The sequence below is a fragment of the Halarcobacter sp. genome (assembly GCF_963675975.1).
GTDB lineage: Bacteria > Campylobacterota > Campylobacteria > Campylobacterales > Arcobacteraceae > Halarcobacter.
Map to the genome: position 1 here is coordinate 1,241,698 of NZ_OY780939.1, position 20,305 is coordinate 1,262,002.

A 20,305-nucleotide genomic window follows, 5' to 3' on the forward strand; every position below is an offset into this window, starting at 1 on the left:
ATTTTTGTGTATATTTTGTGATAATATAAAAAAACTTTTTAATGGGATACGTAATGAATTTTTTTAAATATATAAAAGCAGTTGGAACTGGACCTAAATCAAATAGAGACTTAACAAAAGAAGAGATAAAAGAAGCTATTGAAGCAATTTTAGAAAAGAAGTGTGAAAGTGAGCAATCAGCAGCTTTTTTAATGCTTTTAAGGGTTAAGCTTGAATCTGATGATGAACTAAAAGGGTGTTTAGAAACTTTTGATAAATATATAAAAAGAGAATCTATTCCTGAGTCTGTAGAGCTTGGATACTCTTATGATGGGAAAACAAATCAACCATATCTTTTCCCTTTATATGCAAGTGTATTAAAAGACTTTTTTAATAGAAATAAAGAGATTGAACCTTTTGAAATAGTTATAAGCGGTGATAAGCTTCAACCAGCAAAAGCTGGATTAACTGTAAAAGATGTTGCAAATGCCGTTGAACTAGATGAAAAAATACATTTTTTTGATAGAGCTAACTATTTTAAAGAGTTATCAGAATTAACATATTTAAGAAAAAAACTTTATATGAGAACAATTTTTAATACAGTAGAAAAACTATTAAATCCTGCAAGTTCTAAATATGCTATTACATCAGCATTTCATAGACCATATGTTGAAAAGTATAAAAAACTTTTTTCAAGCAATTATGAAAATTTACTTATTATAAAAGGTAGTGAAGGGGCTTGTGAAGTGTTTAATGATTTTAAATACTGGGTAAATGTTGATGGAGAGATTGTTGAAAAAAGTATAAAACTAAAAGATTTAGGGATAAACTATACAAATACTTATGAAAATATTACCTTAGAAGAGAACTTATCTATTATAAATAATCCAAGTGCTGAGTTGATGAAAATTGTTAAATTAAATGTGGCAGTTTTACTTTTTAGTGCAAATAGAGTTGAATCTATTGAAAAAGCTTATGAGATGTTAAATAACAAAGCTTGTTGTATAACTAACTTCTTTAAAAAACTATTCTTTATAAAATAATTGAAGTGAAATTTAATTTCACTTCAATTTTCTCAAAAATATAATAAAATCAAAAAAAATTTAAATTTGTTTAAAAAATATTCATATTTTAATTAAATCTTCTGATATAATTTAATTAAATTAAAATATTTAAGGAAATTAAATGAAAATAGGTTTAATAAAAGAGATTAAAGTTCACGAATATAGAGTTGGTTTAACTCCAAGTTGCGTAGAAGCTTATGTACAAAACGGACATACAGTTTATGTAGAAAAAGATGCTGGTGTTGGTGCAGGGTTTGAAGATGCAGAATATAAAGCTGTGGGAGCAATCATTGAAGAAGATAAAAAGAAAATCTTTGATGAGAGTGAAATGATTGTAAAAGTTAAAGAGCCATTGCCAGAAGAGTATGAATATTTCCATGAGGGACAAATCCTTTATACATATTTACATATTGCAGCAGATAAACCACAAGCGCAAATGTTATTAGAAAAAAAAGTAAAAGCTGTAGCATATGAAACAATTACAAGTGCTGAAGGAGGACTACCTTGTCTTACTCCTATGAGTGAAATTGCAGGAAGACTAGCTGCTCAAGAGGGTGCAAAATATCTTGAAAAACCATTTGGTGGAAGAGGGGTTCTTTTAGGTGGAGTTCCAGGAGTTCAAAGAGGAAATGTAGTTATAATTGGTGGTGGAATTGTTGGTCTAAATGCTTGTAAAATGGCTGTTGGACTAGGAGCAAATGTAACTGTACTTGATATTTCTGCATCAAGACTTGCTTTTTATGATGATCTTTTTGGTTCTCAAGTTAATACACTATTTTCAAATAGAGCAAATATTCTAAAATCTATTCAAGAGGCTGATTTAGTTATTGGAGCAGTTTTAATTCCAGGAGCAGCTGCACCAAAACTTATAAAAGAAGAAGATTTAAAAACTATGAAGAAAAACTCTGTAATTGTAGATGTTGCAATCGACCAAGGTGGATGTTTTGAAACTTCAAAAGCTACTTATCATGATAATCCAACTTATGTTGTAAATGATGTGGTTCACTATTGTGTTGCAAATATGCCAGGAGCTGTTTCTTTAACTTCAACATTAGCTTTAACAGCAACAACATTAAGACATGGATTAAATATTGCTAATAAAGGTTTAGAAAAAGCATTAGCAGATGATAAACACTTATTAAATGGTCTTAATACTTATGATGGTAAATTAACAAACGAAGCTGTTGCAAAAAGTTTAGATATAGCTTTTGAAGCAGTAACATTTTAATAAAATTAAATTTTTTATAAAAAGGGAAAAATTTCTTTCCCTTTTTAACTCTTTTAGTATATAATCCAATTTTAAAGGATTGAATTTGGATTTAGTAAATATAACATTACTTTTAGTTTTTATTCCCACTTTCTTTTTTGTATCAATTACCCCTGGAATGTGTATGACTCTTGCTCTTAGTATGGGAATGAGTATAGGATTAAAAAAAACATTTTATATGATGTATGGTGAACTTATAGGAGTAGGGCTAGTAGCAACTTCTTCTGTAATTGGTGTAGCAACAATTATGCTTAAATACCCTACAATATTTCTTTTTTTAAAATATGGTGGTGGAGCATATTTAGCTTATCTTGGTATTCAAATGTGGATGTCAAAGGGTAAGATGGCTTTAAAACTTGATAAAAGTTGTGAGTTTAATATCTCAAAAAAATCACTTGCTATGCAAGGTTTTGTAACTGCAATTGCTAATCCAAAAGGATGGGCATTTTTTATAGCACTTTTGCCACCTTTTATAGATGATTCTTTACCTATGATTTCTCAATTACCAATTTTGATATTGATGATTTTATCTTTAGAGTTTTTGTGTTTAATAATTTATGCCTCAGGTGGAAGTACACTTAGAAAAATTTTACAAGATAGTTCAAATGTTAGATTAATAAATAAAATTGCCGGAACACTTATGATAGGTATTGGAGTTTGGTTAGCTTCTAGTTAATAAAGAAACTAAAAGAGAAAATTCTCTTTTAGTGATCTAAGATTTGTTCTAAGAAAGTTTTTAATCTGTCTGATTGTGGATTTTCAAAGAATTCAACAGGAGTATTCTCTTCAACAATTTGACCTGCATCCATAAAGATAACTCTATCTGCAACTTTTTTTGCAAATCCCATCTCATGTGTTACACAAACCATTGTAATACCATCTTCAGCTAGTTCTGTCATAACATCTAGAACTTCACCAATCATTTCTGGGTCTAGTGCTGCTGTTGGTTCATCAAATAGCATAATATCTGGATTACTACATAGACATCTAGCAATAGCAACCCTTTGTTGTTGTCCACCAGATAATTGATTTGGATATTTATGAGCTTGCTCAGCAATTTTAACTCTTTCTAAATAGTGCATTGCTGTTTCAACTGCTTCTTTTCTAGGTTTTTTAGAAACCCAAGTTGGAGCAAGTACTAAGTTTTCTAAGATTGAAAGGTGTGGAAAAAGATTGAAGTGTTGGAAAACCATACCAACATGTTTTCTAACCTCTCTAATCCTTTTTACATCTTCAGTTAGTTGTAAACCTTTTACATAAATCTCACCCTCTTGAAAAGGTTCAAGTCTGTTAATACATCTAATTGTTGTAGATTTACCTGAACCTGAAGGACCACAAATTACAACTCTTTCACCTTTTTTTACTTTTAAATTTACGTCTTTTAGTACGTGGAAATCCCCGTACCATTTGTTAAGTTGATTCATCTCAATCATATAATCTATATTACTCATTCTTTTTCCTATTATCTATGGTTTGTATTAAATTTATCTTCAATTGATTTTGCATATTTTGACATGCTAAAACAAATTACCCAGTATATAAAGGTTATAAATACATAACCCTCAGTTTCAAATCCTAACCAGTTTGCATCAGTTGTTGTTAATGTAACCATTGCAAGAAGGTCAAATAATCCAATAATCAATACTAGTGTAGTATCTTTAAATAATGAAATAAAAGCACCAACTATGTTTGGAATTGATATTTTAAGTGCTTGTGGTAAAATAATTAATCCCATTGATTGCCAATATGTTAAAGCCATTGAATCAGCTGCTTCATACTGACCTTTAGGAATCGCTTGTAATCCACCTCTTACTACTTCTGCAATATATGCAGCTTGGAAAAGAGTAATACCAATTAATGCTCTTAGTAGTTTATCAAAATCCATCCCTTCTGGGAAAAATAAAGGTAAAATTACTGATGACATAAATAAAAGTGTAATTAATGGTACCCCTCTAATAAACTCAATATACATTATTGAAATTGTTCTAATAATAGGCATTCTAGATTGTCTACCTAAAGCAAATAAAACCCCTATTGGAAAAGATGCAACAATACCAACAGATGCTACAACAATAGTAAGTAATAAACCACCCCATTTTGTTGTAGGAACTATATCTAAACCAAACCCTCCATAAAGAAGGAAAAATGATACTATTGGAAATAGTGCAATAATTGCAAATTTTACTTTTGTAGGAACTTTTTTAAATATTACAATACTTATAATAAACAAAATAAGAATTAAATTTGGTCTCCATTGTTCAGCGTGTGGATAAAAACCATATATAAATTGATTAAACTTTTCATAAATAAATATCCATCTAGCTCCATCACCTGTGATCTCTTCTTTTGTTCCACTCCATGTAGCATCAAAGATTAACCAGTTTAATAATGGCGGTAAGATAAGATAAAGTATATATAATGATACTAAAGTAAGAATTGTACTTGTAACATCAGAAAATAGATTTTCCCTTAACCAATGTCCAAAACCTTTTGTTCCAGAAGGAGCAGGTCTAGCTTGTTTTTTCTCATAAATTGCCATTATCTCTCCTTTATTTGCATTTTAGAATTAATATAGTTCATAAGAATAGAGATAATAATACTTAATGTTAAATATACAGCCATTGTCATCAATATAATCTCAATTGCTTGTCCAACAACATTTAAAGAAGTACCAGCAAAAAGAGTTACAAGTTCTGGATATCCAATTGCAGTTGCAAGAGATGAGTTCTTTGTTAGGTTTAAGTATTGATTAATCACAGGAGGAATAATAACTCTAAGAGCTTGAGGTAAAACAACTTTTTTTAAGATTACGTGATCTTTTAATCCTAAAGAGTGAGCTGCTTCTTTTTGCCCTTTTGGCACAGATTCAATACCAGCTCTTACAGCTTCGGCTATATATGTAGCTGTATAAATACTAAGTGCAAAAGATAATGCAAGTAGTTCTGGAATAAGTGACCAACCACCTTTAAAGTTAAAACCTTTTAGTGCTGGATAATCTAAACTTGCAGGCATACCACTTACAAAAAATACAAGCGTTGGAGCCAAAATTAAAATAGCAAGAGAAGTAGTTACAATAGGAAACTCTTCACCTGTTTCATCATGTCTCTTTTTCGACCACTTAGCTAAAAATACAACTGCTACTATAGCTAAGATAAATGCAATAAATACTGCAATAAATCCACTTTCTAAAACTGGACTTGGAATATAAAGTCCTCTATTATTGAAGAAAATTGTATCTAAATATGAAAAAGATTGCCTTGGGCTTGGAAGTGAGGCCAATACAACATTGTACCAAAAAAGTATTTGTAGTAATATAGGAATATTTCTGAAAGTTTCTACATAAACCATAGATAATTTTGAAATCATCCAGTTTTTTGAAAGTCTCCCAATTCCAACTAAAAGACCGATTATTGTAGCAAAAAAGATACTAATAACAGATACTAATATTGTATTTAGAAGTCCAACTATAAAAACTTTTCCATGTGAGTCTGATTCATCATAATGGACTAGTGATTGAATAATCCCAAATCCTGCCTCACTACCTAAAAAGTCAAATCCTGTATTAATCCCACGTTTTTCAATGTTTATAAACATATTGTTTAAAACAAAATATGTAAATAAAAATATACCAGCTAAGGCTAGTATTTGATAAATAATTGCCCTGTTTTCAGGGTTATTATAAAAAGCTACATTAGCTTGTGGCTTTTTTTTATGCTTTGTCATTTTTCAACCTTAAAACAATCCTTAACAAGGATCATGTTTTTTAATTGTTTGGAAGATACTCTTCCCACAAAAAAAAGGGGAAGTGAATCTTCCCCTTTTGAATCAAATCTAAATAAATTTAGATTATCTAATTGGTGCTCCATATTGTAAACCACCATCTTTCCATAGTGCGTTTAAACCTCTTGCAATACCAAGTGGAGACTCTTTTCCAACATTTCTTTCGAATGCTTCACCATAGTTACCAACTTGTTTGATAATATTATATGCCCATTTAGGATCTAAACCTAAGTTTTTACCAATATCACCAGACTCACCTAAAAGTCTTTTGATTGATGGGTTTGGAGATTTTAGCATTTCATCAACATTTGCAGAAGTTACACCTAACTCTTCAGCATTTAACATTGCAATGTGAGTCCATTTAACAATATTAAACCATACGTCGTCACCTTGTCTAACAACTGGACCTAAAGGCTCTTTTGAAATAATTTCAGGTAATACGATTGCAGAATTTGGATCTTTTAAAGTAGTTCTTAAACCATATAATTGAGATGCATCAGAAGTTAAAGCATCACATCTACCAGCTTCGAAACCTTCAATAGTTTGTGCTGATGTATCATAAGTAATAGGTTTATATTCCATTTTGTTAGCTTTAAAGTAGTCAGTTAAGTTAAGCTCAGTAGTAGTACCAGCTTGGATACAAAATGTTGCACCATCTAACTCTTTTGCTGATTTAACACCTAAATCTTTTTTTACTAAAAAACCTTGACCATCATAATAGTTAACACCAGTAAAGTTTAAACCTAAAGATGTGTCTCTTGTAGCAGTCCAAGTAGTGTTTCTAGCTAAAACATCAACTTCACCACTTGATAAAGCAGTAAATCTCTCTTTTGCATTTAAGTGAGCATATTTAACTTTTGAAGCATCACCTAATACAGCAGCAGCAACAGCTCTACACATATCAACATCTAAACCTTTCCAAACACCTTTTGAATCTGGAGAAGCAAATCCTGGTAGACCAGTATTAAGCCCACAACTTAGAACACCATTTTTCTTTGTAGTTTCTAAAGTATCAGCCATTGATACCGTAGCAGCCATTGCAATAGCTGCAAGACTTAAAGAGGCAGTTTTTAGTAATTTCATATTTTTTCCTTTTATTGGGTTTGAGCTACTATTATATAAATTGAATATAGCAACTGAATAGCAATTACTATTATAAAGGAAAAAAATGAAACTTTTTTGTAATAATTTGTATAATTTATATGCAATTTATAATATTTATCCTAAATACAAATTATTTAACTATAATTATTGAGTATTTTACAAAAAGGTAACAAATGTCAAACTTTCCAATATTTTTATCTTTAGAAAATAAAAAAATATTAGTTATTGGTGCTGGAAATATTGCTTTAAGAAGAATTAATAATTTATTAGAATTTACTAAAAATATAACTATATTATCAGAAGATTTTTCACAAGATATAGATCTTTTAATAAAAAAATACAATTTGACAAAAATTAATAGAAAATATGAAAAAAAAGATATTTTAGATTTTGATATGGTGATTTGTGCAGTGAATAATCTTGAATTACAAGAAAATATCTATTTTGAATCAAGAAGCACACATATATTATATAATTGTGTAGATTTCCAAAAATATTGTGATTTTTATTTTCCAACTTTTTTAAAAGAGGGGGATTTAACTCTTGCCATATCCACGAATGGTGTATCTCCTGCTTTTTCAAAAAATTTAAAAGTGTATTTGAAAAAAATATTACCAAATGATATAGATAAATTTTTATCTAGAATGAAAGAGTTAAGAAAAACTCTTCCAAAAGGTGAAAAAAGAATGTCTGAACTAAAAGGTAAAGTTTCTGAGTATTTTGAAAAGAGTTTTAAACTCTAATCAAACCATCTTAATTGCTCTCGCAAGTTTACAACTTCACCAATTATAATAATTGAAGGTGAAACAGCATCTTTTGATTTATCCACAATATCACTAAGAGTTCCTGTAATCACTTTTTGTTTTTTTGTTGTACCATTTGAGATTATTGCACAGGGATAATCTTTAGATTTTCCAACCTCTAATAGTTTTGTTACTATTAAACTAATATTATGTAACCCCATTAGAAAAACTATAGTTTCATCTTCTATAAATGATTTCCAATTTATATCAGCAATATTTTCACTACTTTTTCTATGTCCCGTCACAACTCTAAATGAAGGTGTGATTCCTCTATTTGTAACAGGGATCCCTGCATAAGCAGGCACTGAAATAGCAGATGTTACACCTGGAATGATCTCAAATTTAATACCTCTTTCTTTTAGGTATAAAGCTTCCTCTCCACCTCTTCCAAAAACAAATGGATCTCCACCTTTAAGCCTTACTACATTTTTATATTTTAGTGCACATTGATAGATTATTTCATTTATTTCATCTTGTGGGACTCTATGAAAACCTTTCTCTTTTCCTACAAAAATTGTTTCTACATCTTTTTTTGCTTCTTTTAATATTTCTGGATTGGCTAATTTATCATATATAATTACATCAGCTGTTTGTATAACTTTTAAAGCTTTTACTGTTAGAAGTTCTATATCTCCAGGCCCCGCTCCTGTCAAATAAACTTTAGATTCCATGCATTCTCTTTTTTTATTGGAAGTATATCTAAACAATTTTTCAAAACTTTTAATTTTCGGGTTAATTTGTTTACAAAATTTAACTTTTAATTTATTATGTTAAATTTTATGTGATTTAAGCTTTTTTATATTAAGCTAACAAAATTTTTTAAAGGTTGAGTATATGTTGATTGATGGGCATGGCAGAAAAGTAGATTATCTAAGAGTATCTGTTACTGAAAGATGTAATTTTAGATGTCAATATTGTATGCCAGAAAAACCATTTTCTTGGGTTCCAAGAGAAGAGTTATTATCTTATGAAGAGTTATTTGAATTTATTAAAGTATCAATTGATGAGGGTGTAAAAAAAGTTAGAATAACTGGTGGAGAACCCTTATTAAGAGAGGGGCTTGATAGTTTTATAAAAATGATTTCTACATATAAAGATGATATTGATTTAGCATTAACAACAAATGGATTTCTTTTACCAAAAAGTGCTCAAAAACTTGCAGATGCTGGACTAAAAAGAATAAATGTATCTTTAGATTCATTAAAGCCTGATGTTGCTGCAAAAGTTGCACAAAAAGATGTTTTAAAAACTGTATTAAAAGGTATCCAAGCAGCAGATGATGCAGGACTTAAAATAAAAATAAACTGCGTACCTATGAAAGGTATAAACGATAATGAACTTGTTGATATAATCGATTTCTGTAAAGAAAAAGGGTATCAAGTTAGATTTATCGAATATATGGAAAATGACCATGCAAGTAAATATGCCAAAGGGCTTAACTCAGAAGAGATACAAGAGCTTATTAAAAAAAGCTACAACTTTGAAAAACTAGAAAGAGAAGGTTCTTCTCCATCTCAAGAATACAAATTAGAGGATGGATATGTATTTGGTATTATAGAACCTCACAAAGATGATTTTTGTGCCACATGTAATAGAATTAGATTAACTGCAAGTGGTGTTTTAATTCCATGTTTATATTATGAGGATGCACAAAGTATCAAAGAAGCAATAAAAAATAAAGATATTCCAAAAGCTGTTGCAATTTTAAAAGATGTTTTAGCAAATAAACCAGAAAAAAATAAGTGGACAGAAGATTCAGAAGTTTCAGCTAGAGCTTTTTATGAGACAGGAGGGTGATTTAAAACCCTATCTTTTGCCTTCCCATCTCTTTTAGCATCTTTAAATCTTCTTTTCTTTTTACTTTATAAAATTCTATAAAATACCCAAATGCATTTGAACGTAAATAGATATAAGAGTGTTTGTTGTTTTCACTTCTAATAAGATACTCATTATTTGCATTTTTTTCTACTATTTTATACTCTTTATATAAAGATTCTAATTGTAATCTAAGGGATAAAAACTCTTTTTTATTTTTAGAGATAATTCCTATGTAATAAAATTCTCCATCACTTTTAGAAAACTTTTGTTCTTTAAAAGTGTCAATATTTTCTTCATTTAAAAGTTTTGTAAACTTTATATCTTGTTCATGTCCAAGGTTATTGTTTAATAAATACCGACACATATGTTCAGCTTTTTTTAATCCTAAATCATAAATCATCCCATCTGTTAATTCTATTTCTGAACTATCCTTTAATACAAATGTTAAAGTAAATTTTGAATAGATATTTCCTGTTAAATAATTAACTTCAGTTTTAACTTCTTCTATCTCTTTTCTATGTATACAGATTTTTTTCTGAAGTTTTTTATTATCAAATATTTCCCAACAAACCTCTTTTGGGCTTATATTAAAATGTATTGTTCTTTTTACAATAAGAACATAAATAAATGAGGCTATTTGAAATGAACATAAAGCAACTGAAGCGATAAATAAAATTGTGTATATGGTTTCTCCTGTTAAATGACCTTGGTACATAACCAAAGCAAAAAGAGAAAACGCTGTCAACATAAAGAGTTTATAAGTAAACCCTTTTTCTAAAACATAAATTTGCATAAATTAACTACCTTTATATATAAGCAGTTAGAAGTTTATCATTTTTATTATTAGTCTCTAAATTATTCTTAAAGTGTTCAACACTATTTTTTAAAACTAATTCTTGATGTGTAGTTGAAGTTGAAATTATCTCTTCTTTATTATCCTCTTTTCTTCTATTAAAAGCAGTTTTATTATTGTTATTGATTTCTCTTTTATCTTTTTTAAATTTATTACAAAATAGATTTTTTTCAAGAAGAAAGATTAAAGAGTATATCTCTTCTTTAGATGTTTTTTGATCTTGATTTACGTCTGTTTTTAGCCAAAATAAAACTTTTATTAATTCATATGAAATATTGTTTATAAGGTTTAAATCTTTTGAATACTCTATTAAGTCTAGTTCATCGATATTAAGCCATCTTTGTTTTAATGTACTTGCATTTTTATTATATGAGGATTTATTTTTTAAAAGATTTAAAAAGTTTTCTATTCCAAAAAATTCAATTCTTCTTTGTAGATTTGTAGTTACACAATTCCAAATAGCAAAAAGCGAAAATGAAAGTTTTTCAATATCTATCAACTCTTTTGCTTCTTTTATATTATATATTTCTAATTCTTCAAGATAAAAAGAGGGATTATTAGGGTTATTCATTAATTCTGGAACTTGGCTCATAATCTCTCCTTTTCTTTAGATTAGTTTAAACTTTATAAAATTGTAACAGATTTTTATATTTTTTGCAAGAAAAGTTTTAATTTAAAAATTTTTATTGTAAGTCTTGTTGGGGTTTTCCTATATAAAAACCTTGTGAGTAATCGATTCCTAACTCATTTACCTTTTCAAGAAGTTCTTTATTTGAAATAAATTCAGCTATTGTTTTTATCCCCATTTTTTTAGTAAAACTAACAATTGATTTTACAACTTCAAGGGAGTTTGTATTTTCCAAAATTCTTTTTATAATTGAACCATCTATTTTTACATAATCAGCGTCAATCTTTACTAAATATTCAAAATTGCTATAACCACTACCAAAATCATCAATCGCAATTTCACAGCCAAGAGCTTTTAATCTATCAATAAATTGAAATACTGGTTCATAAGTGGTTATTTTTTCAGATTCAACTAGTTCTACAACAAGTTTTTTTGCAATATTATATTCTTCTATTTTAAAAAATAAATAGTCTTGTAGTTCATCATCTAAAATATCTTCCATAGTTAGATTAATAGAAAATTGAAACTCTTTTTCTTTAAAGTTTTCAAATGATTTTTGAATAACTCTTTTTGTAATCTCTATATATTGTCTAGATTTTTTTGCAATATCTAAAAACTGAAAAGGTGAAATAATAGTTTGATCTGTATCTATTATTCTTACTAAAGCTTCATATTTTTCTATTTTTTTAGAAAAGTTATTAAATATTGGTTGATAATAAACTATTACTCTATCTTCCTCTAAGGCAGTTCTTATTTTTTCCGTCCACCAAAGATTATCTTCAAACTCTTTTTCTATATTAAAAGATTCTGAGTAGATTAATAAACTTTTATTTTTATCTTTTGCATATTTATTTATAATTTCAGCAGTACTAAGAAGTTTTGATTTATGTTCAAAAGAGATTCCAATAGTATTATTTAAACGAACTTTTTTTATACCTAAATCTATTAAAGTATTTTTTAGTTGCTCATTTATCTCTTTTACTAATACTAAAAATTTATCTTTTGAAAAAGTGCAATTTAGTAGAGCAAATCTATTTATATTTATTTTATAAAGTTCACAATCTTTTACTAGATAAGTTAAAAGCTCTTCTGATGCTTTTTTTATTAAATTATTGGCTAAATCATTTCCGAAAAAATCATTAATATAAAAAAAACTATTTATATCAATAACAGCTAAATTGTTCTTTTTATTTTGTTCTATATCCATCAAAAGCTTTTCTCTGTTATAAAGACCTGTTAAGGTGTCTTTTTTGACAATTTCAAATTGAGTAATATCTTGGGCAAATTTTATTATTTTTACTGGATTTTTATCTAAATCTAAAATTGGTGTATAGGTTGCTTGTATCCAAACTTTTTTTCCATTTTTACCCTCTCTTAGATATTTACCCGTATCAAATTTTCCTTTGTTTAACTTTTCCCAAAAGTTTTTATATTCTTTTGATTGAGAATACTCTTTATCACAAAAAATTTTATGATGCTTACCTTTTATCTCATCTAATTTGTAACCCATTGCATTTAGAAAATTTTTGTTTGCTTTTAATATATTGCCATCCATATCAAATTCAATAACTGCATGAGCTTTATTTATCGCTTTTAATTGTATTTCATATTTTTGAGTTTCTAATCTGTTTTTAGTAATATCTTGGGCAAATTTTAATATTTCAAATACTTGTCCATTGTCATTGATTAGAGGTTTATATGTTGCTTGCAGATATATTGAAGTTCCATCTTTTTTTACTCTTTTAAATTCACCACTATTTAATTTTCCTGTAGATAATTCATACCAGAATTTTCTATACTCTACAGAGTTTGTAAAATCTTCATCACATAGTATTTTATGGTGTTTATTTTTTATCTCTTCTAATTTATACCCAAATAAGGATAGAAATTTTTCATTGGCATTTTTTATTGTTCCATCAAGTTTAAATGAAATAATTGCAAAACTTTCATTAAATGCTCTGTTTTTAATCTCTTCTCTTTTTATATCTAAATCCATCTTTTTCTTTTATACCTATTTAATATTATTGTATTATGATACAATCCCTACCTTTATTTTTTGCCTCATACACTGCTATATCAGCTCTTTTTACAGTATCATAAATATCTTCATTTTCTTTGTAAAGTGTTGCTCCTATTGAACAAGTTTTTTGACCAACTTTTTTAAAATAGTTTTCTTTTATTGCTACTCTCATTTTTTCTAATATTTTTTTCAAAGCATCATTAGAGGGAACTTTTATAATTAAAATAAACTCTTCTCCACCCCATCTAACTAAAATATCCTCTTTTCTAGAGTTAGATTTTATTATTTCTACAAATTGGATTAGAACTTCATCTCCAATATCATGTCCAAATTCATCATTAACTTTCTTAAAGTAATCAATATCTATCATAGCTATTGCTAAATAAGAATCGTTTGTTTGGTATTTATTTATAAAATAATTTATTTTTTGTTCAAAATATTCTCTATTGTAGGCTTTAGTTAGTTTATCGATTAAAGTTTTGTTTTCTAATTTTATATTTTCTAATATTGTTTCTGAAATATCTGTAAAACTTACTATATAACTCTCTTCATCAAAATTGTTTATTGAAACAGAAAAAATATATGGTTTTAAATCTATACCTATAATAGAAACTACTCTTTTAGACGTATCTATTTTTTTTATAGATTCTATCCAATAGTCTTTTTTTTCTTTATTGAAAAAGAATTTGTCATGATTTATAAATAGTTCACATATTGAAGAGTTTATACTATAAAATTCTTTTAGATTTTTATATCCAAAGAAGTCAAAAAACTTTTTATTTGCATAAGTGATTTTTTCAGCTGTTGATAAAAATACTATATTGTTTTGAGTATTTATAAATTTTTTTAAATTTTTATTTGTTTTTTCAATTTGCTCTTTTTTAAAAAATAGTTCATTTTTACTTTCAATTAGGGCGTTATATTGTTCTTGTATTACATTTGTTAAGAAACCTAATTCATCATTTGGTTTTTTTATATTGTTTAAATCTTTATAATCCCCAGATTTTAGTGTTTTTGTTAAGTTCTTAATATATTTAATAACAGGATTCAATAAAAATAGTGATACTAATATTAAAACTATCCAAATGACTACTGATAAAGATATAAAAAAATTAATTTTCTCTTTGAAATAGTTAGAAGATTCTTCATTCTCTTTTGCTAAACTTGCTTGTATGTGATTATCTAATACCGAATCTATATCATTATTTATTAAAGTTGACATTTGTTTTATTAAAATCTCTTTTCTATCTGTAAGAGTAATAAATTCAAAGATATATTTTTCAAGTTTTATAAAAGCAGTATCAATAATATTTAAACTGCTTATTTCATTTTCAGATAGTTTCATATTCTTTAATTGTTTTTTTATTTCATAATAATCCTCAATACTACTTTTTATTCTTCCTTTAAAAAAGTCATTATTGCTTTCATAATAACCCCTTTTTGCAGCAATTAATTCAAAAGTATTGATTTCTAATTCATCATATAAAGATAATAAATCTTTATTTTTTGCATTTGGTTCTAAGTTTGTATCAAGCTCATAATCAATTGTTTGATTTACAATATCATTTACCTTCTCAACAAGAATATTTTGTCTATTTGTAAGATTTATAAGTTCTATACTTACATTCATAAATTTATTAGTTAAAGATTCGAGGAGTTTTAAATTATTTTTACTTTGTTCATCTTTTGATGAGTTTTTAATTTGATTTAAATAAAATTTGTAAGTTTGGTATGGTTCTAAGTTTGTAAAATCTATTTGTTTTTTTAAACTATTATTGTTGATTATATCAAGAATATATTTTTCAACTTCTAATATATTTATCTCAACTTCATAAGCACTATGTACCTTTATTTTATGATTTTTGTCTAACTCTTCATAGTTTTGTCGTAAATCTTTTAAAAAAAATAAAGATACCATTGGCACTATAATTGAAATAAAAATAGGCAAAGCTAATAGTTTGGTAGTTAATTTCATATAATATTTTATCTATATAAAACTCTAAATAAAATTAATTTTTTTATTATGAATGATTTTTCACTTATAATTAATTTATATTTTTAACATAATACCTATCATTCTCACAAGCAAGCTCAATTTTAGAATCAAATATTGTTGATATATTTTCTGAGTTTAAAATCTCATCTTTCTTACCTTGTTTATATATTGTTTTATTATAAACCAGTGCAATATTGTCTATTTCAGGAAATACCTCTTCAAAATGATGAGTAACTAGTATTATAGAAGAATATTTTGAAAGTTTTCTAATGATTTTTAAAAAACTGTCTTGTGCTTTTATATCTAGTCCAACAGTTGGTTCATCTAATATAAAAGCTTTTGGTTTATGAACAAGAGCTCGTCCTATTACACATCTTCTTAACTGTCCTGTACTCATATGTTGAACTTTTTTATCTTTAATATCTGAAATCTCTAAAAATTCTAAAACCTCTAAAGCTCTTTTGTATTGTTCTTCTGTAAAATCTTGGTGTTTAAAAATACCAATTGAACTGTAATATCCACTTAATACAACCTCATATGCACTTAGGTAATTGCCATGTTCACTAAAGTAGTTGTGTAAATCATTTGTGATAATTCCTAAGTTTTTCTTTAATTCAAAAATACTCCATATTTTTTGTCCAAAAAGTTCTTTTTTGAATTTATATTTAGTATTTGGGTATAAGTCATTTGAGATAAGTTTAATAAGTGTAGATTTACCACTTCCATTTTGACCTAGAATAGCCCAATGCTCACCTAATTTTATTTGTAAATTGATATTTTCTAATACTGGTTTAACATTATAACTTACATAAATATTTTCAAAATCAATAATTTTTTCATCCATCATATATCCTTAATAATATTCCTTAAACTAAAATTAATATAAATTAGTATAAAATTCGCGTCCACTTAATTTTAGTGAGATTAATTATACCTATTAGGAGGTCAATGATGGCTTTAGATCAGGAAGTAAAAGCAAGTATTATTGCAAAATACAGAAGAGATGAAAAAGACACAGGTTCTGCAGAAGTTCAAATTGCAGTATTAACAGAGCAAATTAGAGTTTTAACAGAGCATTTAAAAACTAATAAAAAAGATCACTCGTCAAGATTAGGTCTTTTAAAAATGGTTGGTAAAAGAAAAAGACTTTTAGCATACTTAAGAAAAACTGATTACGCTAGATTTACTACATTAGTTGCAGATTTAGGAATTAGAGCTAAATAATTATTTTATTTAGTTACTTGAAAAAAGGTTGCAAGTAGTCTTGCAACCTTTTTTTTTAATAAAGAATCAAATTAGTTTACAAAAATAATCAAATTTAATAATTGTTCGTGTAAAATAGAAAAAAACAAAAGTTAGGAAATTTATGTTACTTACAAAAAAAAGTGAATATGCTTTATTATCATTAATATCAATTGCAAAAAGTGATGCACCTAAAAATGTTGATGTATTATCGCGTGAACTAAATATTCCTAAATCTTTTCTTGCAAAAATCATGCAAAATCTAGCTAAAAATGATATTGTATTGTCTCATAGGGGAGTTAATGGTGGATTTGTCCTTAAAAAACCTTATGATGAGATTACAATTTTAGAAATAACTACAGTAGCAGAAGAAAAAATACCTTCAGTATTTGAATGTTCACCATCAGTTTCTTCTTGTCCATCAGATTTGGCAAATGCATGTAGTTTATGGCCAGTATTAAACAATCTTCAAAGTAGAATAAATGTCTTTTTAGAGGAACTGACTCTAAAGGATATTGCTTTATGATTCTTTTTCATTTATCTCATACAGACTTAGATGGATATAGTTGTCAACTTATAACAAAAGAGTATTTTAAAAAGGGATTTTATTACAATGCCAATTATGGTATTGAAGTTAAATTAAATATAAAAAAAATGCTTCAAGATATTGAAGCTTATAAAGATGAAGAGATTCTTTTTTTAATTACTGATTTAAATCTAACTATACAAGAATCAAAAGATTTAAATAAATCTATAAATAAACTAAACGAAGATGGATTTAATATAAAACTACAACTTCTTGACCACCATGCAACAGGGCAAAAAAGTGCTGATGATTATGAATGGTATTATTTAGATACATCAAGATGTGCTGCAAAAATCACATATGCTTATGTAAATGAAACACTAAATGGCTTTGATGAAGAAACAAAAAAATGGCTTGAACCTTTAGTTTTTTGTATAAATGCTATTGATATTTGGGTTGATATAGAAACTGATGGTTTTGAATTTGGAAAAGTATTATTATCGATGGTTAGTAGAGTAAGAGAGATAAATAATATTCTATTCCCTGATTTAAATAGAGACTTTAGATTATATCTATTAAAAGAGTCAGCAAAATTTTTAAATGAAGAAAATGCGCATATAAAGCTTGACAATGAAATTCATTTTATGAAAAAAGAGTTTTTAAAGCAAGATGAACACGATGATACAATAGATAATCTAAGTGCTAAATATCTTGTAAAATCTTTAGAAGATTTAAAAGAGAAACTAACAGTAACTTACAAAGGGCACAAAGGTCTTTTAACTTATACTTTGGGGTCTATTTCTATTCCTGCAAATGCTTTTTTAGTAGCAAATGAAGATTATGATTTCTTTATTGATATTAGTAGAAAAGGAAATACCTCTTTTAGAGCAGATGGGAAAGTAAATGTTTCTTTAATTGCTCAAGAGTTAGCAGATGGGGGAGGTCACCCAAATGCTTCTGGTTGTAGATTTGATGATTTTAAAGAAACAATCGATTATGATGTTGTAAAATCATTTATGCAAAGAAAACTTGATTCCTTAGCATAAATTCTCAAATCTTTTTTTCTTATTGTCATAATATTCAATGGTTCCATCTTCTATTTTGTAGTGCCATCCATGAATATTTAATTTTCCCTCTTTTATTCTTTTTTTGATTTCTGGAAAAGTTAAAAGGTTTTCAAGTTGATGAATAACAGAGATTTTTTCAGTTGCTCTGTAGATTCTTTCTTCATCTTCAAAGAAGTCAAACTTTCTTAATACCTCTTCTTTGGCTTTCATACCTAATTGTAACCATTTTTTCATGTGAACTAAAGAGTTATTATTTTCTAAATCCATATATAAAGATCTACAAGCACCACAATTTGAGTGTCCACATATAATAATATGTTTTACATTTAAAACAGAAACTGCAAACTCTATGGTTGCAGTTGTACCATGGTAATCGTTGTCATCTTTATAGGGAGGTACAAAGTTACCTGCATTTCTTATGATGAACATATCTCCTGGTTTTGATGAGATTATTAAATCAGGTACAACTCTACTATCACTACAACCAATAAAAAGAATCTCTGGAGTTTGACCCTTTTCAACTAATGTCTCAAAGTCATTTTTATATTCTTTAAATTTTGTATCTCTAAATAGTTTATTTCCTATTTTTAAATCTTCAATTGTCATATTAATTTCTCACATTTACTTTTTTATTTTTTATTGTGTTTATAAATTGCATTATTTTAGAGATTTTTTTCTCTTCATCTTGTAAGTGGTCTTTTGCACTTAGGGTAAATTTATCCATTTTTTTATCTAAATAACTTGTGTTTAGTTTTCCTTCTATAAAGTCTTCGTCTCTTACTATTTCTCTGTGAAGTTCAATATTTGTAGGAAATCCTTCTAATACAAACTCATCTAAAGCCCGTCTTGCTTTTTTTACAGTTCCATCCCAATCTAAAGCCCATACAATAAGTTTCCCTATCATAGAATCATAATTTGCAGGAACCTTATATCCTGTATAAGCAGCAGAATCAAGTCTTACTCCAGGTCCATTTGGAGTTAGGTATTTTTCAATTGTTCCAGATGATGGCATAAAATTTTTTTGTGGGTTTTCTGCGTTGATTCTAAACTCAATTGCGTAACCTCTAAAATTTATCTCCTCTTGCATATATTTCATCTTGTCACCATCTGCAATCTCTATCATTCTTTGAATAATATCAATTCCACTTGTAATCTCTGTAACAGGGTGTTCTACTTGAACTCTAGTATTCATCTCAATAAAATAGATATTATCCTCTTCATCAACTAAAAACTCAACTGTACCTACACTTTCATAACCTAATTTGAACATTGCTTTTGTTGAGATTCTATATAACTCTTTTCTAACCTCTTGATTTAATCTTGGAGATGGAGATATCTCTATAACTTTTTGGTGTCTTCTTTGGATTGAACAATCCCTCTCACCTAGGTGAACTACATTTCCATATTTATCTGCAATAATCTGAACCTCAATATGTCTTGGGTTTTCCACATATTTTTCAATAAATACTTGACCATTTCCAAAGAATTTTAAAGCTTCATTTGTGGCACTGTCAAACATAGCATCAAACTCTTTTTCCTTTCTTACTATTCTCATACCTCTACCTCCACCACCAAAGGCAGCTTTGATAATAATAGGAAATCCAATCTTAGCAGCTATATTTTTAGCTTCTTTTTTATCCTCAACTGGTTCATTTGTACCTTCTAATATAGGAACACCAACTTTTTTCATAGCTACTTTTGAAGCCATCTTATCTCCAAATAGAGCAATATGTTCTGGTTTTGGACCTATAAAAATTATTCCTGCTTCTTCACAAGCTTTTGCAAAGTCAGCATTTTCACTTAAAAAACCATATCCTGGATGAATTGCATCACAGTTTGCTTTTTTTGCAATATTAATTATGGTTTCAAAATTTAAATATGCTTGTATAACATCCCCCATAATTGGATAACATTCATCAGCTTTTCTAACCCATAAACCCTCTACATCTATCTCAGAGAAGATAGCTACACTTGTTATATCTAATTCTTTACAGGCTCTTATTATTCTAAGAGCAATCTCACCTCTATTTGCTATTAATACTTTTGATATCTTATTCATAATAAACCTTTTTTGTTTTCTCTATTGTAGAATTTAAAAAAGAAAAATTCTTTATCTTTTTTGCTAAATTTATTGTTGTTTTATGTTTAAATAATTGTC

Annotated in this window: 20 protein-coding genes; 8 read left to right on the forward strand and 12 right to left on the reverse strand. The window is 27.4% G+C overall.

Annotated elements, in window-relative coordinates; all coding sequences use genetic code 11:
- The first annotated feature begins 53 nt into the window (after positions 1 to 53).
- The 3 genes from ACKU3H_RS06140 to ACKU3H_RS06150 all read left to right on the forward strand — a co-directional run bounded on the left by ACKU3H_RS06140 (position 54) and on the right by ACKU3H_RS06150 (position 2,986).
- Positions 54 to 1,022, forward strand: coding sequence for a glycosyl transferase (locus ACKU3H_RS06140; protein ID WP_320036097.1), 969 nt, complete (start codon positions 54 to 56; stop codon positions 1,020 to 1,022).
- A 142-nt stretch (positions 1,023 to 1,164) separates the two neighbouring features.
- Positions 1,165 to 2,271 (forward strand): alanine dehydrogenase, encoded by a 1,107-nt coding sequence (ald, locus tag ACKU3H_RS06145; protein ID WP_320036098.1) that lies wholly within the window; start codon positions 1,165 to 1,167, stop codon positions 2,269 to 2,271.
- An 85-nt stretch (positions 2,272 to 2,356) separates the two neighbouring features.
- On the forward strand, positions 2,357 to 2,986 hold the full coding sequence (locus ACKU3H_RS06150) for a LysE family translocator (RefSeq protein WP_320036099.1): 630 nt from the start codon (positions 2,357 to 2,359) through the stop codon (positions 2,984 to 2,986).
- A 28-nt stretch (positions 2,987 to 3,014) separates the two neighbouring features.
- Here ACKU3H_RS06150 and ACKU3H_RS06155 read toward each other — a convergent pair whose 3' ends face one another.
- From ACKU3H_RS06155 to ACKU3H_RS06170, 4 genes are all read right to left on the reverse strand, one after another.
- The gene (locus ACKU3H_RS06155; protein ID WP_407933688.1) at positions 3,015 to 3,743 is read right to left on the reverse strand and encodes an amino acid ABC transporter ATP-binding protein; all 729 of its coding nucleotides are present in this window, start codon (positions 3,741 to 3,743) and stop codon (positions 3,015 to 3,017) included.
- Between the two features lie 29 nt (positions 3,744 to 3,772).
- Positions 3,773 to 4,849 (reverse strand): amino acid ABC transporter permease, encoded by a 1,077-nt coding sequence (locus ACKU3H_RS06160; RefSeq protein WP_320036101.1) that lies wholly within the window; start codon positions 4,847 to 4,849, stop codon positions 3,773 to 3,775.
- Positions 4,849 to 6,033, reverse strand: a complete 1,185-nt coding sequence (locus tag ACKU3H_RS06165) for an amino acid ABC transporter permease (protein ID WP_320036102.1) — start codon at positions 6,031 to 6,033, stop codon at positions 4,849 to 4,851. The genes ACKU3H_RS06160 and ACKU3H_RS06165 overlap by 1 nt, the downstream gene beginning before the upstream one ends.
- A 123-nt stretch (positions 6,034 to 6,156) precedes the next feature.
- A complete protein-coding gene (locus tag ACKU3H_RS06170) occupies positions 6,157 to 7,173 on the reverse strand; it encodes an amino acid ABC transporter substrate-binding protein (RefSeq protein ID WP_320036103.1) in 1,017 nt (338 codons plus the stop codon).
- Between the two features lie 194 nt (positions 7,174 to 7,367).
- Between ACKU3H_RS06170 and ACKU3H_RS06175 the strand changes: the two genes are divergently transcribed.
- Complete coding sequence (locus ACKU3H_RS06175) at positions 7,368 to 7,937, forward strand: bifunctional precorrin-2 dehydrogenase/sirohydrochlorin ferrochelatase (protein ID WP_320036104.1); 570 nt, start codon at positions 7,368 to 7,370, stop codon at positions 7,935 to 7,937.
- On the opposite strand, the gene cobA is transcribed toward ACKU3H_RS06175, so the two are convergent.
- Positions 7,934 to 8,668 carry a uroporphyrinogen-III C-methyltransferase gene (gene cobA / locus ACKU3H_RS06180; RefSeq protein ID WP_320036105.1) on the reverse strand — a complete coding sequence of 245 codons (735 nt, stop codon included), beginning with the start codon at positions 8,666 to 8,668 and terminating at the stop codon, positions 7,934 to 7,936. The two genes, ACKU3H_RS06175 and cobA, sit on opposite strands and share 4 nt — an antisense overlap.
- 163 nt (positions 8,669 to 8,831) lie before the next feature.
- Between cobA and moaA the strand changes: the two genes are divergently transcribed.
- Positions 8,832 to 9,794: a GTP 3',8-cyclase MoaA gene (gene moaA / locus ACKU3H_RS06185; protein WP_320036106.1), complete on the forward strand. Its 963-nt coding sequence runs from the start codon at positions 8,832 to 8,834 to the stop codon at positions 9,792 to 9,794.
- A gap of 1 nt (position 9,795) precedes the next feature.
- On the opposite strand, the gene ACKU3H_RS06190 is transcribed toward moaA, so the two are convergent.
- From ACKU3H_RS06190 to ACKU3H_RS06210, 5 genes are all read right to left on the reverse strand, one after another.
- Positions 9,796 to 10,608, reverse strand: a complete 813-nt coding sequence (locus ACKU3H_RS06190) for a hypothetical protein (RefSeq protein WP_320036107.1) — start codon at positions 10,606 to 10,608, stop codon at positions 9,796 to 9,798.
- 13 nt (positions 10,609 to 10,621) lie between these two features.
- Positions 10,622 to 11,260: a hypothetical protein gene (locus ACKU3H_RS06195; protein ID WP_320036108.1), complete on the reverse strand. Its 639-nt coding sequence runs from the start codon at positions 11,258 to 11,260 to the stop codon at positions 10,622 to 10,624.
- A gap of 91 nt (positions 11,261 to 11,351) precedes the next feature.
- Positions 11,352 to 13,292, reverse strand: a complete 1,941-nt coding sequence (locus ACKU3H_RS06200) for an EAL domain-containing protein (protein ID WP_320036109.1) — start codon at positions 13,290 to 13,292, stop codon at positions 11,352 to 11,354.
- Between the two features lie 25 nt (positions 13,293 to 13,317).
- A complete protein-coding gene (locus ACKU3H_RS06205; protein ID WP_320036110.1) occupies positions 13,318 to 15,291 on the reverse strand; it encodes a GGDEF domain-containing protein in 1,974 nt (657 codons plus the stop codon).
- Positions 15,292 to 15,361: 70 nt separating this feature from the next.
- The gene (locus ACKU3H_RS06210) at positions 15,362 to 16,156 is read right to left on the reverse strand and encodes an ATP-binding cassette domain-containing protein (protein ID WP_320036111.1); all 795 of its coding nucleotides are present in this window, start codon (positions 16,154 to 16,156) and stop codon (positions 15,362 to 15,364) included.
- 107 nt (positions 16,157 to 16,263) lie between these two features.
- Here ACKU3H_RS06210 and rpsO point away from each other — a divergent pair, with 107 nt between their 5' ends.
- From rpsO to ACKU3H_RS06225, 3 genes are all read left to right on the forward strand, one after another.
- Entirely contained in the window at positions 16,264 to 16,536 is a 273-nt protein-coding gene (rpsO, locus tag ACKU3H_RS06215; RefSeq protein ID WP_320036112.1) for a 30S ribosomal protein S15, read from the forward strand.
- 142 nt (positions 16,537 to 16,678) lie between these two features.
- Positions 16,679 to 17,080 carry an Rrf2 family transcriptional regulator gene (locus ACKU3H_RS06220; RefSeq protein ID WP_320036113.1) on the forward strand — a complete coding sequence of 134 codons (402 nt, stop codon included), beginning with the start codon at positions 16,679 to 16,681 and terminating at the stop codon, positions 17,078 to 17,080.
- On the forward strand, positions 17,077 to 18,126 hold the full coding sequence (locus tag ACKU3H_RS06225; protein WP_320036114.1) for a phosphoesterase: 1,050 nt from the start codon (positions 17,077 to 17,079) through the stop codon (positions 18,124 to 18,126). The genes ACKU3H_RS06220 and ACKU3H_RS06225 overlap by 4 nt, the downstream gene beginning before the upstream one ends.
- Here ACKU3H_RS06225 and ACKU3H_RS06230 read toward each other — a convergent pair.
- Together ACKU3H_RS06230 and ACKU3H_RS06235 are read right to left on the reverse strand one after the other, a co-directional pair.
- Positions 18,118 to 18,753 carry a carbonic anhydrase gene (locus tag ACKU3H_RS06230; RefSeq protein WP_320036115.1) on the reverse strand — a complete coding sequence of 212 codons (636 nt, stop codon included), beginning with the start codon at positions 18,751 to 18,753 and terminating at the stop codon, positions 18,118 to 18,120. The genes ACKU3H_RS06225 and ACKU3H_RS06230 overlap by 9 nt on opposite strands.
- Position 18,754: 1 nt before the next feature.
- A complete protein-coding gene (locus ACKU3H_RS06235; protein WP_320036116.1) occupies positions 18,755 to 20,206 on the reverse strand; it encodes an acetyl-CoA carboxylase biotin carboxylase subunit in 1,452 nt (483 codons plus the stop codon).
- Positions 20,207 to 20,305 lie beyond the last annotated feature (99 nt).